Consider the following 14985-nt stretch of genomic DNA (forward strand, 5'->3'; position numbering starts at 1 on the left):
GCCGGTCCTCCCAATGACCACCTCATCCCAACACCCGGCGCGTCAGCAAATTTCCACCACCACCGCGGACTCTACCTCCCGAAGAGAAGCAAGGCCTCGCGAAGACCATCGAACACTGGGGTGTCGGACAGCTTTGAAGGCGCTTGACTTCAAACCGCCGAATAGAGAAGTCCCGGCATTTGATGGACCGGATCAAATCTGAAGCGTTTTGGCTCCTTGAGCCAGGTTTTGCAAATGAACTCGTAAGGCGTGAGGCCCTTCAGGGTCTTGAGCCTTCGAGCGAAGTTGTAGGCGCTCACGAAATCAGTCAGATGCTGCCGGAGCTGGTCATGGCTGTCGTAGTGGTAGCGTTTGACCGTCGCGTCCTTGAGGGTGCGGTTCATCCGCTCAACCTGACCATTGGTCCAGGGGTGCCTCGGCTTGGTCAGACGATGATCCACATCGTTCTGAGCACAGGCATACTCAAAGGCATGGGCCCGGAACAACTCGCCTCGCTTCATCGCTTTCTTGATCAGCGGGACCGCAGAAGCCGTGTTGCTGGGCGTGGTGAAGTGGATGCCATGGTCCGTCAGGACCGTGTGCACCTTGTAAGGCACGGCGGCGATCAGCGCGCGCAGGAAGTCGCCGGCGATCCCGGTCGTTACCTTCTCGTGCAGTTCCACAAAGGCAAACTTGCTTGTGCGGTCAATCGCAACCAGCAGATAGAGTCTGCCCTGCTCAGTGCGCACTTCGGCAATGTCGATGTGGAAGTAGCCGATCGGGTAGCTCTTGAACTTCTTTTTGGCCGGCTTGTCGCCGGTCACCTCGGGCAGGCGGCTGATGCCATGGCGCTGCAGGCAGCGATGGAGCGATGAACGCGTCAGGTGCGGGATCGTGGCGCCTTGTTGCATGGATGAGCAATTTGGTAACCGGGCCTGGATAGCGTAGAGGCGTGTTCGCCTTCTGAGCAAAGATCGCCCATGCCCTTCAAGGCCAATGCCGCTCGCCGTTACCACATCCCGAAGCAGCGGTATCGGGTGACGAATTGGGCCGAGTATGATGGGGCTCTGCGTCAGCGGGGAAGCCTCACGGTGTGGTTCACCGAGGAAGCCATCGCCGCTTGGCGGGCTGAGCCGCGCACGACACGAGGCGGTCAGCCGCACTATTCAGCCCTGGCAATCAGGACGGCGTTGACGCTGCGGGCGGTGTTCCGGTTGGCGTTACGCCAGACGGAGGGTTTGATTGGTTCGATCCTTCGGCTGCTGGGCCTCGATCTGGCTGTGCCGGATCACTCAACCCTGAGCCGTCGGGCCGAAACCCTCGAGGTGCCGAGGCCCTGTTCGCGCTCCGGAGGCCCGGTTCACCTGCTGGTCGACAGCACTGGGCTGCGGCTGTGTGGGCCCGGCGAGTGGCTGACTGAGAAGCATGGCACCCGCAGACGACGATCCTGGCGAAAGCTGCACATTGGGGTTGACGCTGAGACCGGACAGATCCTCGCTTCGGAACTGACCACCAGCGATGGCGAGGAGGGCTCGCAGGTTGAGCCCTTGCTCGACCAGATCCCAGTTCCACTCGCGTCGCTCATCGGTGACGGAGCCTACGATCAGGCCAGCGTCTACAGCATCGCCGCCAAGCGCGATCCTGAGGCTGACGTGATCGTTCCACCCCGATCAACGGCGGTGCCGAGCGATACGGCGGAGACTGCGCCGACTCAGCGCGACCGACATCTCCAGAGCATCGCCGAGCAGGGATGCAGGGGTTGGCAGAAGCGGTCCGGGTACACGCGTCGGGCTTTGGTGGAGGCCGCTATCAGTCGGCTTAAACGAGTGATTGGAGATGCGCTGCGTTCGCGGACCGACCGACGTCGTGCGACTGAGGTCGCTGTCGCAGTTCAGGCCTTGAACCGGATGCTCGAGTTCGGACGCCCGAAGTCCGTCCGCATCGCTTAAGCAAAGGCACGGAGTGGGCTCCGTGTGCTCACCAACCGATCCATGCAACACGGTCACCGTCTTCGGGTTGATGCCATGGCGCTCGGCCAGGGCTCTCAAGCTCGCTTGACTATGTTGTATTGCCCGACAGATTGCCTCAGTCGTTGTGGCGCTCCCATGGAGAACCTGGCCCATAGCGCGTCCTTCCATTCCAGGGATAATATCGCACCATCAAACCCTGGGATCAAACATCTAGTCGGCCGCTACCTAGGTCAATGCCGCGCACAGAGACATTGTTCGCTCTAAGTTTAGCTTGCCCACTAGAGCATCAGACTGAAAGGCAGATTCAAGAGGTTTTGGCCTGGGCTGAAGTGTGATTCCCTGGTGAGAACAGGAGGTGGATCATGACCCAGAGCTTCTCCTTGGACCTGCGCGTGCGGGTTGCGGCCTTGGTCGAGGCGGGTCATTCCTGCCGGGCGGCGGCGCGCCACTTCGGGGTCAGTGACAGTTGTGCCATCAAGCTGGTGCAGCGCCAGCGGCACTCGGGCTCACTCGCGCCAGCCCGCCAGGGCCGCCCGCCGGGACGCGGCAAGCTGGTGCCCTATGAGGCTTTCCTGATCCAGACCGTCGAGACTGAGCCGGCGATCACCATGCCCGAACTGGCCGCAAGGCTGCCGGACGAGCACGGGATCGTGGCGGCTTCCGCAATGCTCTCGCGCTTTCTGTGCCGACGTGGCTTCACGTATAAAAAAACACCTGATGGCGGCGGAGTGCGCACGCGCCGACGTGCGGGATGAGCGCCGGGTCTGGCACGCCCAGCGTCAGCCGCGCATGCGCGAGCAGCCGCACCGGCTGGTGTTCCTCGACGAGACTTACGTCAACACCAAGATGACCCGCCTGCGCGGGCGCTCGCGCAAAGGCCAGCGCCTGCGCATGAGCGCTCCCTTTGGACACTGGACAACCCATACCTTTCTGGCCGGGCTGCGGTGCAACGAGCTGAGCGCCCCGTGGGTGATTGATGGTCCGATCACCCGGTTGGCGTTTGAGGCTTACATCGAGACACAGCTCGCGCCGACCCTCAGGGATGGCGATGTCGTTATCCTCGACAACCTCGCGGTCCACAAGAGCGAGAAGGCCGCCCAATGCCTGAAGCAACGAGGGGCCTGGTTCCTGTTCCTGCCACCATACAGTCCCGACATGAACCCGATCGAGCAGGTCTTCGCCAAGATCAAAGCACACCTGCGTAAGGCCGAAGCCCGGACCTTTGAGGCGCTCTGGCGAGCCCTCGGCGACATCTGCAATCTCTTCGAGCCACAAGAATGCTGGAACTTCCTCAAGGCCGCCGGCTATGCGTCCGTGTAATCGTCCGGTGCTCTAGAGCAGTCCCCCAAAAAGAAATGTCTATGACCCAGCCGCCAGTGGGTTTGACAGGCGGGATTTCATCCATGTCGGCAGGTCAGGATGTTGAGCCGATACACTCACGGGAGGCCGGAGAAGCCGGCTAAGGCAATAACCCGAAGGCTCTGGTGCGCTTCCGCACGGAATTATCTAAGGGGGTTTGTTAAGCTGAGACTGTTCCTCCCTTAACTCATCAGCCCCACCCATTGAGCTATTCTGGTGGGGTTTCTTTATTCCCGTGGGAGCTTCTCGTCGGGGCAGGCTCCTGCGCCTCCCTGAAAGGCACAATCAGAACCGTCTGACTGCTCTCGTCATCAATCTGAACTACGAAGTCATTCTGTTGCTCAGGAGACAGATCATTCCAGTACGGGACAACCTCCATGAACACCTTTGCCACTCTCAGGGCCACCCGACGGGCAGCTTCAACATCGGGCAGATCATAGCTCTTGGGATACTTGATCCGGTCATCCTGATTGCAAACAAAGAGACTGTACTGGGGCATAGCTAAGGAATATAGCCAAGAGCCTCAAGTCAACAATCCTCTCTTAGGTATAGGTTCGTAGGTCGTTGGGCGATCAGTTCAGTTGCCTACGCGATGATTGCCCTTCCCGCATCATCTTTTCCTCGTAGGCCAAAGCGACCCTCAAAGCACACCAGCGTTCCTCTACTTCGGTGAGGTTAGCGGCTGCTTGCTCATACAGCGCAAGTGCGGCCTCTTCCTTGGTGAACAGAGGATCCAGTGGACCGAATGACTGCTCCCGATAGGCATGCACCAATCGTTGCTCCAGTTCTCCTTGGATGCTCGCCAAATGATGAGCAGCCTGACGGCACTTGATCTGAGCCTCCGCAAGCTCACGAGTAGCCTCACGAAAGGCTTCAAGGCAGATGAGATTGGTCACATCCCTAAGCCTGTTCTCCAAGAGAAGAGAACTCAGCTTAGCATCTACTCAAAGACTGGTCTTTACATAGGTTTAGAAAGACTTTCTTGAACTGAGGGTATTCTGAGGTACGCACATTGCAATGTAAGCGTGAGATGCTTGTAGATTTTCCTATGAAAAGAAAACTATCCAGATAAAGTTCAGCAGATAGCATCTTTCCAGGAAAGCAGAATTGTGCAATTTTGATGGCGGAACTTCTTTTCGCCACAAAGCGTTGAGGGGCCTGTACAACTAACCCGCCGATCACATCTCAAATTCGTCGCCCGACGGATGAAAGCTAACAAATAACAACATGAGCAATGACCTCAATATTGATGCTCGCCTTGGATTTTGTGGACCAGAGGACAGAGTAGTCTCACTCAACGTTCCCATCGCAACAGAAGACAGCCATAATAATTCTTATCACTCCTTTGATATTGAGTATGCCTCAGAGCAGCCCGACACGCTGACAATCCGCCTGTTAGAACTCGATCAGCATGGTTTCATCAGAACAGCCCTGCAAAGCGCCTCATTTCCCGCTGTTCTACTCGCTGATTTAGTAAGCAAGCGGAAAGCCACCGATGCAGAAGTCGCCGAGTGGAGAAGTATCGCTGATGAGGATTGACGGCACCTCCCACGCCTAATCTCAAGATAGATATGCCTATCTCAACCGAACGCAGGTTGCGGAAGGGTGAGGCAGCGTGTGGAAATAGGACCACAGCAGGCACTCTCGAAACACTCATATACATTTCGTGAAGGAATAGACCTGCGGCTGCCGCCGTTTGGTGACTATTCATCGGCAATTCGGATGAAGGGTTATCATGTGAGCGGCACCCGACATTCAGCAGCCATCCGGGGTATTGCTCCAGATCCTGAACACCTCATCAACTTTGGCCTGTTTGTTCATTGCGCGTTGTTTCTGTTTGTTGCGTCCGACAGTTTGTTTATCGGAGCAGCCCTTCTGCTGGCTGGCATCTGAGTAGGCAGCACACTGGGGCATTCCCTTGAGCCAGGACAGGTCCTGCTCTTAACACCGGAGGTAAAGATGCAGCACACAGTCGAGCTGGTGGCACGAGCCATTCATAAAGCCGAGCACCAAGAACTCTCGTGGGACAGTGAGCCTTCAGCCCAGAAGGATCGCTTTCGGGAATATGCCCGCAATGCCATCGATCTGCTGAACGAAGACGTTGGGGTGCTTCTCCTCGCCTTGGAGGAGGCTACGACAGGAAAGCGGATGAAGCATCCAAGAGCGGCAGCTTGATCCTAGGAGGGCTGAGAACTCTTAAGCGAGGTGGTCTTCGTCGCTTCAATGCCTTGAAGCTGCGGCCTCACGAGCCTCGTGACCTGGGAGGCCAGTCTTATTTCGCGTTGCGCGGTTGTGCTCTTGACGCTGGCGCCTGCGCCTTGGGCATTCGCGCCTTCAGTTGAGCCTCCAGCCAGCGCAGGTCCTCCTGCAGCCCTTCCAAACGCCTCAGCAACTCGGCATCCGATAAGCGGGGTGACGCGATCTCACTGACTTCCTGCTGACGCGCAGCATTGGTGATGTTGCGAATTATCTGCAGAGAGGTCGGACCCATGCCTGGGGCTGTCAGCCAATGCTTGTCCGGGATCTCGTCAACCTCCCGGACGCTCGGACAGCGCCCATTGAACTCACCCAAGAGCACATGCCTGAACCGAGAGGGAACAGCTTCAAGAGGAAAAGGGCAATCCAAGTGCATGTGCCATCCTGCAAATGCAAGCACGTAATTTGCTATTGCGGCGTGCAGAACAGGGCTAATCCAAGGCGGTTCATGAGCGGTTTCTGGTTTCCTCCAGATATATTTCTCCGAGATTGATTGTGCCTTCCTCACTCACACCTAAAGGCAGATTGCTTTCCTCTGAAACAAGTTGAGATCCGCGATAGAGCCGCTGGAGGTTTCAAATCTCACTATAGGCGGCAGAGGTGCTCATGCATCGCTCTGGTGTGTCCAAGCACATATCCTCCTTAGCTAGCTGTTTGGTAGCGGAACGTTGTTAGGACCAGGTGCGTTGCGCAATTGAGCAGTATACTTGGCGCTCTGACGGCCTGCGACGACGAGCTCCTGGCACTGTTGTATTAACCTTGGCAGTGTGGCGACGGATTGCCAATCGAGGAGCTATCCTGTTGTCTCTGTTCAAGCGCCGCCGCTTTCCGACTGAGGTCATTCTGCTGTGCATGCGCTGGTTGGCTTCGTCCTCGAAAGCCATCCGGCGCTTGCACAGCAGGATTGCTGTCGAAGGATGTTGTACATCGGACGTCAAAGTACTTAAACAACATCGTTGAGGCGGATTCCGGCCGGCTCGCGGATTCCAGCGCATGAAGACTGCTTCGACAACTCTGAAGGTTTTTGAGGTGATGCGAATGGTTCCCCGAGGCCACTGCCTGCCGAGACATGCGGGCGTGACAGGCGAATTCTGTCTGGTGAACCATGGACGTTGGTGTAGGGATCGTGAATTTTGCGGATTATGGTCTTTGATATCGCTGTTTATGGGGTGGTTCCGATGCGGCGGAGGAATTTCGGGCGTGCGCAGGCCAGCATGCGATTGAGGACAGTGCAGCCGATGGCGACCTCTGACTGCTGGGCGCCGAACGACCGCGCCCTCAACCGTCTACGGATGAGCGCCTTGGGTCGGCCGATCGCGGTCTCGACCAGAGACCGCTTGCCGTAGCCTGTGGCGGCTTGCCATTTCATCCGGCCGTCCGTCGTGATGGCCGCGATGTGGCGGTCTCGTCGACTGGAGGCGTCGGTGTCCGACCTTTCCACCGCGTTGGCGCGCGGTGGAATGACGACCATGGCGCCGACGCTGTGGCTGGTGACGGCGTCGGAGTCGGTTTGGTGTTATAGGCGCCGTCGGTGGTGAACTGCCCGATCTGCACCTCGATCTGGTTAAGCAGCGGGTCCACCTGCGAGGCGTCACCGGTGTCCTGATCGGTCATGACATGGGCTACGATCTCACCGCTGTCGGCGTCCAGCGCCAGATGCAGCTTTCGCCATCCCCCCGCGTCCTGGCACCGTGCTTTTCCTCCAGCCACTGGCCGGCACCGTGAACTTGAAGCCCGGTGCTGTCGATGATGATGTAACAGGCCCTTCTCCTGGAATCCGGCGACCCAGCCGTCCTTCAGGTGATTGCCAGGTCCGTGCTCGCCGGCTGAGGGTGGTGTGGTCAGGCACGGCAAGATCCAATCCTATCAACTCAAGCACTGATATCAGCAAGCCCTCCGTCTGGCGCAGCCGTAGGCCAAACACCAAGCCAACGGTCAGGGCCGTTTCGATCGCCAGATCGGAATAGCGCGGCTGCCGCCGCGCGTCGTCCGCTTCGCCGCTTGCCAAGACGACAGCGCCTCCGCGGTCATCCACAGGGTCAGGCTGCCACGCTGGCGAAGACCTGCCTCATATTCCGCCCAGTTCGTCACCTTGAACTTCATCTTGCTGATCCGGTGGCGGCGGGCAGCATTGTGCTTGAAAGGCATGGCGGCGACCAAAGGGCTATTTCAATGACCGCTCGACTACACAAGCAGCGCTAACGATTCATGCATCAACACCGCCCTGAGGAATAAAGTCCTGCGTCACGTCCTAGCCGGTTTAGCAGTTCTTGCGGGATGATGCCTGCTCTTTTGCAGGTGCGATGTCGCGTTCGTTGGCAGTGGAACTTGCAGTGCGCTGTTCATGATGCGCGCCAGAGAAGCACACCATCTCGGGCAGCTGGAAGGGCCGCACCATCGAAACGCCCGAGCGGATCGAAGATGCTTGACATTAATGTTCTTGTGATCCACTTCGTGGCCGCTGGAATATTATAAGCATTCGTCGGACATATTCCGCGCCGACATCTGCGTTCTATGTCACTTCAACATGTTCATGCGGCTCCTCTCTAAAGGCCATACACATTTTGCCGGCTGAGGCAGATTCTGCCAAGGTCGCTCAGAAAGGTATTTGCTTTGACAACTTTGTATATTTCTCCAACCGGATCCGGCACCATGGATGGTTCCTCCTGGGCCAAAGCCGGTACAATCTCCAATCTTTCAAGTTTCATCGCAAAAGCCGGCGCGAATGGAGAGGTTCTTCTACGCGCCGATCAGGGTGCCTATAAGGTGACTGGTCAGACAACCATCAGAGTTGGTGGCGAGATGGGAGCACCCGTCACCATCCGTGGGGTTGACGCCACCGGCAAGAGCATGAATGCGCAGTTCGTCGGCACGCGGGCGACCGATTGGTCAACGGGCAAACCCGAAGGTACGGAAGTCTTCCGTCTACTGGCGGGTGCCGACCATCTCAAATTCCAGAACATGGCGTTCGAGAATATCGGCAACGGCGCTTTCCGGATCGGCGCTGATATCAAGAATCTTACCCTTGAGCACATGCAGGCGAACAATGTGAGGCGCTTCCTTGAGGATACGATCTCGAGCGGTTACGCGACTGCTAGTGTTGATGGACTTAAGGTGAAGAACGTAAACATCAACAAGTTTTCGCAGAATGCAATCAAGCTCAGATACGACAGTCGCAACATTCTCATCGAGGACGTCACTGGGAACGGTGACGCGGATACACCTGAGAAGTACGTTCAAGGCATTATGCTCGATGACACCGCACACAATGTCATCTTTAGAAATGTCGTAATGCAGGGCAGCAACGCGCGTGGATCGAGCACTGAGTATTGGAACGGCGACGGCTTCACGACAGAAGCCGGCAATTACAATATTCGATTCGAGAACACTGTGGCATCAGGCAACACGGATGCCGGTTATGATCTCAAATCCAGTAATACGGTTCTCTTCAACACGATTGCGGAGGGTAACAACCGCAATTATCGTTTCTGGAGCACGTCGATCACCATGGAAAGCGGGCAGAGCCGGGATCCTCACTATTTCGGCGGCAGTGCCTCGATCAATCATATCTGGCTGGCCGACGGCGCTCATGCGAAAATCAGCGGGGGCTCCATCCTAGACCGAAATGTCAGCGTAACAGTGTTCGATTTATGGAAGACGGGGGCGCTCGTGGAGGTCAACGGCATGACCATCAACACAAGCGGGAAGTTGTCCGGATTGGGATCCAACTCCCAGGTTCTCATGACCACGGCCACTGCGCCCGAGACGGCTCCGTCCCCTACCTTGCAGACGCTCACGATCGATCTGATCGATATAGACGAAGCTCCCGCTCCAACCTTCTCCGCGAGGGCGGTGAATGAGGGCGGCAGAGGCGGAACAATTGTCGGCCGTCTGAAGGCCGGTGATCCGGAAGGAGGCGCCGTCGGTTACCAATTGTCATCCGACAGCGCCAACTTTTTCGCGCTGATGGAAAACGACGACGGCAGCTGTGATGTCGTGGTCCGTTCTGGGATCACGCTTGACTACGAGACCTTCGGCCATCGTTCATTTGACGTCACCGTCTCCGACAGCAAACACGAGGTCTCCGGAACGTTCGCACTCAATCTTGCCGATCTCATCGACAGGCTGACCGGCACACAGCGCAAGGATGTTCTTAGGGGCCAATCAGGAAGCGACATTATTAAGGGGCTGGGGGACGATGATCTCCTCACCGGCAATGGCGGGGGCGACAGGCTCCACGGAGGTTCGGGCAAGGACATCCTGACCGGAGGCAGCGGCCCGGATATCTTCGTGTTCGACGGTAAGCCGAACAAGGAGACGAACCTGGACCGGGTCACCGACTTCAGCGTGAGGGACGATGCAGTCTGGCTCGACAACAAGGTCTTCGCCAAGCTCGGCAAGGCAGGGTCGTCCGACAAGCCCGCTTCCCTCTCCAAGGCCTTCTTTGCCACCACCACGGCCAAGGACAGGAATGACTACCTGATCTACAACAAGGAAACCGGCATGCTCTCCTATGACGCCGACGGCTCGGGCTTCCGGTCGATCGCAGTGGAGATCGCCCAGATGAAGAACGGGCTCGGCCTGAGCCACAAGGACTTCTTCGTGATATAATTGTCTGGTGACAGACACAGGTGCACGAAGCCGAGGTCGTAGTCCCTGAACGTGCCGCTCTTGCGCTGGCGCTGCTGCGCCGGCGGCAAGCGGCCCAGACCCGCAGCCTTGCGGATGCGGTAGACGGCATCGTGGTTGAGATGCGGCAGGATGGTGAGGTCATTGAGCGGAAAGCCGGTGGCTTGGCGCAGGCCGCGGACGATGGCGCGCTCCTCGTCCGCGGCCTTCCACGGCAGCTTGTGTGGCCGGCTGGAGTCGTCCTAGCAGTCCTATGCCCCGCGTTTGCGCAACCTGCGGACGGTCTCGATGCTCATGCTGAAGCGCCGGGCCAGCACGCCCGTGGTCTCATTTGAGCGGGCGATCTCCTGGCGAACGGCTGGGGTGGTGCGGGCTTGGGGATAAGGGAGAGGATCACGTCCTCCTGCGGCGAGGAACTCGGCGCCGCAGACCATCAGAGCGCCAAGTATACTCCTCAATCGCCGAACGCACCCGGTCCCAACAACGTTCCGCTGTCAGACTTCACAGCAGCAAGCCGCGGCTTTCCGCATGGTGCCCCGGTCATCGCGACAGAAGAAGTACTTCTTTTGATGTATCCAGCGCCCGTTGGACCCATATCACAATGTGATATTGATCTACGGTGGGATCTGTCAAGCGCTACCGTCTTAAGCGAGCAGTCGTCTTAAGTTGTTCTCATGGGATTGACAATCGACAGTCTAGGGTGCCATCTTTCTGTGAGCGGTTCGGCATAGATTTGCTTTCGACTACATTGTTTATTCGCAAGTTAGTACGTTGTGTCACGAGCAGCCTGACTTCATTGACTCGCAACTAGGTCTCGATAACTAAAGCTTAATTATCTTGGGCGCAGCCCTTGCATGGCCTGTCCCCATAGCCCTGCGTAGCGTGAAGCATGTCGGGAAGCGGCAAGACGGAAATGCGCTCTCGTTTTGATCGAGCAAAGGCTGAAGTCATGCGCTTCAAATCCTCATCATTCTGCAGTCTGCTCTTTGCGGTTGGGATCGCCCTCCCGATCCGGGCGGCGGCTGATGATTATCGTCTCGGCCCACAGGACAAGTTACGCATCAAGGTTGTTGAATGGCGGGCCGGAAGCGCCGAATACTTCGATTGGGCGGTCTTCGCCAACGAATATTCCGTCAGTGCTTCCGGAAACGTCTCCTTGCCGCTCATCGGGAGTTTGTCGGCAAGGGGAAGGACGACGGAGGAGTTCGCAATATCGGTTGCCGAGACATTGCAGAAACGCGCCGGACTTTCAAGCCGACCGGAGGCTACTGTCGAGATCGTCCAATACAGGCCAATTTACGTCGTCGGGACTGTGCAGCGCTCAGGGGAATATCCGTACCGGCCTGGACTGACCGTCCTGCAGGCGGTCGGCTTGGCGGGGGGCATTTTCCAGCAGGCAGGGGCGGAATCGAGTCGCATGGAGAAAGACCGGATTACGGCACAGGGGGTCTATGAACTTGCGCGCCTTGAGGCTCGTCGACTGCTGGTCCGCCGTGCACGCCTCGCCGCCGAGCTTAATGGGACCATGCACATCGCAACACCCGAGGAACTGCGCAACGATGCCGATGTCGCGCGCCTGATTGCGGACGAAACGGCCGTCATGAACGCCCGCAGCGAGGCGCTGAAATCGCAGCTCTTAGCCTATTCCGAGATCAGAAGCCTGTTCGCCAGGGAGGTTGAGGCGCTCGAGCAGAAAATCGAGGTTCAGAACAGGCAAGTTGCCCTTGCTCGCCGTGAACAGCAGACAGTCAGCGCCCTGGTCGCCAAGGGCTTGGCAGTCAGCTCTCGTGAATTCGTTCTCGAACGCACCTTGGCGGACCTCGAGAGCAAGCTGCTCGACTACACGACCGCTGTTCTCCGGGCCCGGCAGGAGATCAGTAAGGCTGAACGCGCCGCAGACGATTTGAAGGCTGAGCGGAAGGCCAATATCGTCGCTGGAAAGCAGGAAGCCGACGCGCAGCTCGACCAATCCAAGGCACGTATCGCGGCCGCCCTGAGCCTCATTAATGAGGCGACGGTCGCCACGCCGCATCTTCTCCTCGACAAACTGCCCGCAAAGCCGACGACGGCATTCTCAGTTATTCGACGGGTTGGCGGCAGCACCGTCAAATCCGCCGTCGACGATACTGCGGTAATCGAGCCAGGAGATGTCGTGCAGGTTGACCAAGCCATCGAAGAGATTACTTCATCCAGGCAATCCAGCATGAGCGCTACCAGCGAAGAACCTGTCACACGATAGCGATGAGCGCCCAATAAAGAGGCAAGCCATTGGAGAGGCCAACAAACAGTCCTGCAGAGTGAGTTCGGCGACGCTGCGGGAAAGTTAGCAAAATGAGTTCGAAGGAGAACCATCAACCCAAGGCGATATCTAAAGGAACAGCGGCATGAGATCGATCTCAACGGAAGGGCTCGACAAGCCGATCAATGTCAATGCCGGCGCGGTTCCGATGCTGCAATGGCTGCGCATTGCAGATCTGCTGGTTGATCCAGCGTACCAAAGGCCGATTGTCGGTCAGGGCCGACGCAATGTCATGCGAATTGCGAAAGCCTTCACCTGGTCCTGCTTCTCGCCGGTCGTCGTCTCGCCCATCGAGGGAGGAAAATTCGTCATAATTGATGGGCAGCATCGGACCACAGCGGCGGCGCTTATCGGGTTCGACAGCGTACCCTGTCAGGTGGTTATTGCGTCGCGCGAGCAGCAAGCTGCTGCCTTTAAGGCTATAAATGGAATTACCGTTCCGATCTCGCCCATGGCCTTGCATGCCGCCGCAGTTGTGGCACGCGAGCCTTGGGCCATCGACACCGCTGATATCTGCCTCAGGGCCGAGGTTGAGCTCCTTCGTTATCCGCTCCCTGTCGAGCGCCAGCGCCCCGGGCAAACAATGGCGGTTGGCGCGATCACGCAATGCCTGAAGCGATTCGGTCCAGATACGTTAATCACGGCTCTTCAATGCGTCACCCAAACGGCGAACAATAAGCCAGGGGCTCTCACCTCCCGGATCATCCGTGCCCTGTGCGAGGTTCTCCACAGCAACAACCATTGGAGAGACGGCGGGCTTGCACTATTGGAAGCCTTCGACAGGATCGAACTTGCTGCAATCCAAACGAGGGCGGCGATGTATGCAGGAACGATGCGTATCAGTCAGGTCGAGAGTATCCAGGATCAGATTCGCGCGGAGCTTAACCAGCTGCTCCCCACGCCAGAGGTGCAAATTTCTGCGCATTCGGCGTCCAGAAGCACCCGAGAGATGAGCGCGCTATCCGAAAGACACTGAAGGCGTCGCTGAACGATTGGAACTGAGGCGGTTGCCTGCGCGTCGGTCGGACCTCCAGTTCCCCATCGGCGGGAAGTGGACGCACCTTCGGGTTCGATGTCGGGACCTTACACCAGGGTCTTAGCCTGATGTGCAGCTCGCCGGAGGTTGATGAGAATGGAACTGAATGTCCCAACATTCTCTGCCTATATTGTCGGAGGCGTCTATCTCGCTCTGCTCCCACTGACTGTGGTCGCTCTGCTTCGCCACAAGGACGCTTCAACACGCTTTCTAGTTTTCGCTGTATGGCTGCGGTATCTTTTGTCCGCATTCCATCAATACACATACCCACCTATAGCCGGTGGACTGTCGCTCAATGCAATAGCCTCAATCACAGTCATGGCAATTGGCTTCATGGTCATCGAGCAACGCCTGCTACTGTTGAAAGCCTTTGGAGGCGTTTATCTGGTGATCTTCGCCACACTCGTCAGCGCAAGCGTTAACGACCCTACCGCAGTCATGGGCAGCCTGACGAAGTGGGGATACTTCGTTGTTCTCACGGCGGCTGCCTTCGAGGCCCTCGGACGCCAAGGGTCGGGCGCCGTGTTTCGCGCCTTGATCGTTGCCTTCTTGCCTCCACTCGTACTCCAGGCAATCTCCGTGGGCGTGGGCTTGGGGAAGTTAAGCATGTCCGATAATTCAATATGTTATATCGGTGGATACAACCATGAGGCGGCATTCTCCATCATTATGCTGACCTTCCTCTATTGCTCATGCTTCATTGAGCCTGACCGGCCGATCCTCACTGCAGTGTGCATCCACATTGCTCTTGTGGCGCTTCTTCTGGCTAATTACCGAACCTCCCTTCTCGCTGCGGGCCCCATCGTCGTTGCGACCCCGCTGATTGGTGTAGTTCGGCGCGTTTCTCCGTCCGACCGCCCATTTGTTCTTGTCGTGTTCGGTCTTGCGGGTGCCGTGCTCTTTTATGTCGCGGTCGCTGCCTTGGGAGAGCGCTTCAACGATCTGTTCGTCACTCTGGCCAACATCTCCGATCTGGTGAAGCCGCCTGAGTACTACACTGCGGCCGACGAAGAACTGATGTCGGCACGTGCCGTCATCTGGAGCCGCTACATCACAGCATACCTCGATGGCTCGATTCTCAACCTTGCCTTCGGCTTCGGGCCCGATTCCTGGGAAGACGTCTTTACGCGGTACGCTCATAACACCTTTATATCTGCACTCTATGAAATTGGAGCCGTCGGACTTGCCAGCATGATCGTCTTTTTCATGTCTAACTTCAGGTTTGCCCTCGGCAGTCAACCCGAGCATCGTCTTCTCATTGTCAGCGCGCATGTGGGATTTCTCATCCTCAACCTGGCAACGATGCCGCTCTGGCAGATCGAAGGGAACATCCTGCTCGCACTCACTCTGGCCTATACGTTGCACGTTCAGATGCCCCGGCGGGCTTGGATCTCGGACAGGTCCCTGGGTATGGCCATTCCCAATGCTGAGTCGGGTCCGGCGGGATAAGGTCGGGG

General features: G+C 57.6%; 12 protein-coding genes and 4 pseudogenes. 9 read left to right on the plus strand and 7 right to left on the minus strand.

Features of this window, described 5'->3' with window-relative positions; genetic code table 11:
• Positions 1–149 precede the first annotated feature (149 nt).
• Positions 150–875 (minus strand): annotated as a pseudogene (locus JKL45_RS23170) (integrase core domain-containing protein); the annotation flags it as partial.
• Between the two features lie 84 nt (positions 876–959).
• Between JKL45_RS23170 and JKL45_RS23175 the strand changes: the two are divergent.
• Complete coding sequence (locus JKL45_RS23175; protein WP_201864146.1) at positions 960–1928, plus strand: IS5 family transposase; 969 nt, start codon at positions 960–962, stop codon at positions 1926–1928.
• Between the two features lie 54 nt (positions 1929–1982).
• On the opposite strand, the pseudogene JKL45_RS23180 reads toward JKL45_RS23175, so the two are convergent.
• Positions 1983–2102 (minus strand): annotated as a pseudogene (locus tag JKL45_RS23180) (IS481 family transposase); the annotation flags it as partial.
• A gap of 209 nt (positions 2103–2311) precedes the next feature.
• Here JKL45_RS23180 and JKL45_RS23185 point away from each other — a divergent pair.
• A protein-coding gene (locus JKL45_RS23185; RefSeq protein ID WP_201864147.1) for an IS630 family transposase occupies positions 2312–3269 on the plus strand; the annotation gives its coding sequence in 2 pieces (ribosomal slippage) (positions 2312–2662 and positions 2664–3269; 957 coding nt in all).
• A 247-nt stretch (positions 3270–3516) separates the two neighbouring features.
• On the opposite strand, the gene JKL45_RS30905 is transcribed toward JKL45_RS23185, so the two are convergent.
• The gene (locus JKL45_RS30905; protein WP_376771066.1) at positions 3517–3807 is read right to left on the minus strand and encodes a DUF6894 family protein; all 291 of its coding nucleotides are present in this window, start codon (positions 3805–3807) and stop codon (positions 3517–3519) included.
• A gap of 73 nt (positions 3808–3880) precedes the next feature.
• The gene (locus JKL45_RS23190; RefSeq protein WP_201864149.1) at positions 3881–4204 is read right to left on the minus strand and encodes a hypothetical protein; all 324 of its coding nucleotides are present in this window, start codon (positions 4202–4204) and stop codon (positions 3881–3883) included.
• A 331-nt stretch (positions 4205–4535) separates the two neighbouring features.
• Between JKL45_RS23190 and JKL45_RS23195 the strand changes: the two genes are divergently transcribed.
• From JKL45_RS23195 to JKL45_RS23205, 3 genes are all read left to right on the plus strand, one after another.
• Positions 4536–4847 carry a hypothetical protein gene (locus tag JKL45_RS23195; RefSeq protein ID WP_201864151.1) on the plus strand — a complete coding sequence of 104 codons (312 nt, stop codon included), beginning with the start codon at positions 4536–4538 and terminating at the stop codon, positions 4845–4847.
• 78 nt (positions 4848–4925) lie between these two features.
• Positions 4926–5201, plus strand: a complete 276-nt coding sequence (locus JKL45_RS23200) for a hypothetical protein (RefSeq protein WP_201864154.1) — start codon at positions 4926–4928, stop codon at positions 5199–5201.
• A 66-nt stretch (positions 5202–5267) separates the two neighbouring features.
• On the plus strand, positions 5268–5483 hold the full coding sequence (locus JKL45_RS23205) for a hypothetical protein (protein ID WP_201864156.1): 216 nt from the start codon (positions 5268–5270) through the stop codon (positions 5481–5483).
• A gap of 97 nt (positions 5484–5580) precedes the next feature.
• Here the strand turns inward: JKL45_RS23205 and JKL45_RS23210 are convergent, their stop codons facing one another.
• Both JKL45_RS23210 and JKL45_RS23215 read right to left on the minus strand, forming a co-directional pair.
• Positions 5581–5880 (minus strand): hypothetical protein, encoded by a 300-nt coding sequence (locus JKL45_RS23210; RefSeq protein WP_201864158.1) that lies wholly within the window; start codon positions 5878–5880, stop codon positions 5581–5583.
• Between the two features lie 846 nt (positions 5881–6726).
• Positions 6727–7712 (minus strand): annotated as a pseudogene (locus tag JKL45_RS23215) (IS5 family transposase).
• Positions 7713–8216: 504 nt separating this feature from the next.
• On the opposite strand from JKL45_RS23215, the gene JKL45_RS29775 reads away from it, so the two are divergent.
• The gene (locus tag JKL45_RS29775) at positions 8217–10175 is read left to right on the plus strand and encodes a calcium-binding protein (RefSeq protein WP_210345872.1); all 1959 of its coding nucleotides are present in this window, start codon (positions 8217–8219) and stop codon (positions 10173–10175) included.
• Between the two features lie 17 nt (positions 10176–10192).
• Here the strand turns inward: JKL45_RS29775 and JKL45_RS31060 are convergent.
• Positions 10193–10627 (minus strand): annotated as a pseudogene (locus JKL45_RS31060) (hypothetical protein); the annotation flags it as partial.
• Positions 10628–11142: 515 nt separating this feature from the next.
• Between JKL45_RS31060 and JKL45_RS23230 the strand changes: the two are divergent.
• From JKL45_RS23230 to JKL45_RS23240, 3 genes are all read left to right on the plus strand, one after another.
• On the plus strand, positions 11143–12432 hold the full coding sequence (locus JKL45_RS23230; RefSeq protein WP_201864162.1) for a polysaccharide biosynthesis/export family protein: 1290 nt from the start codon (positions 11143–11145) through the stop codon (positions 12430–12432).
• Positions 12433–12577: 145 nt separating this feature from the next.
• Positions 12578–13468 (plus strand): ParB N-terminal domain-containing protein, encoded by an 891-nt coding sequence (locus tag JKL45_RS23235; protein WP_201864165.1) that lies wholly within the window; start codon positions 12578–12580, stop codon positions 13466–13468.
• A gap of 156 nt (positions 13469–13624) precedes the next feature.
• A complete protein-coding gene (locus JKL45_RS23240; protein ID WP_201864167.1) occupies positions 13625–14977 on the plus strand; it encodes an O-antigen ligase family protein in 1353 nt (450 codons plus the stop codon).
• Positions 14978–14985 lie beyond the last annotated feature (8 nt).

Origin of the sequence: Microvirga soli, from assembly GCF_016734765.1 — a bacterium.
Classification (GTDB): domain Bacteria; phylum Pseudomonadota; class Alphaproteobacteria; order Rhizobiales; family Beijerinckiaceae; genus Microvirga; species Microvirga soli.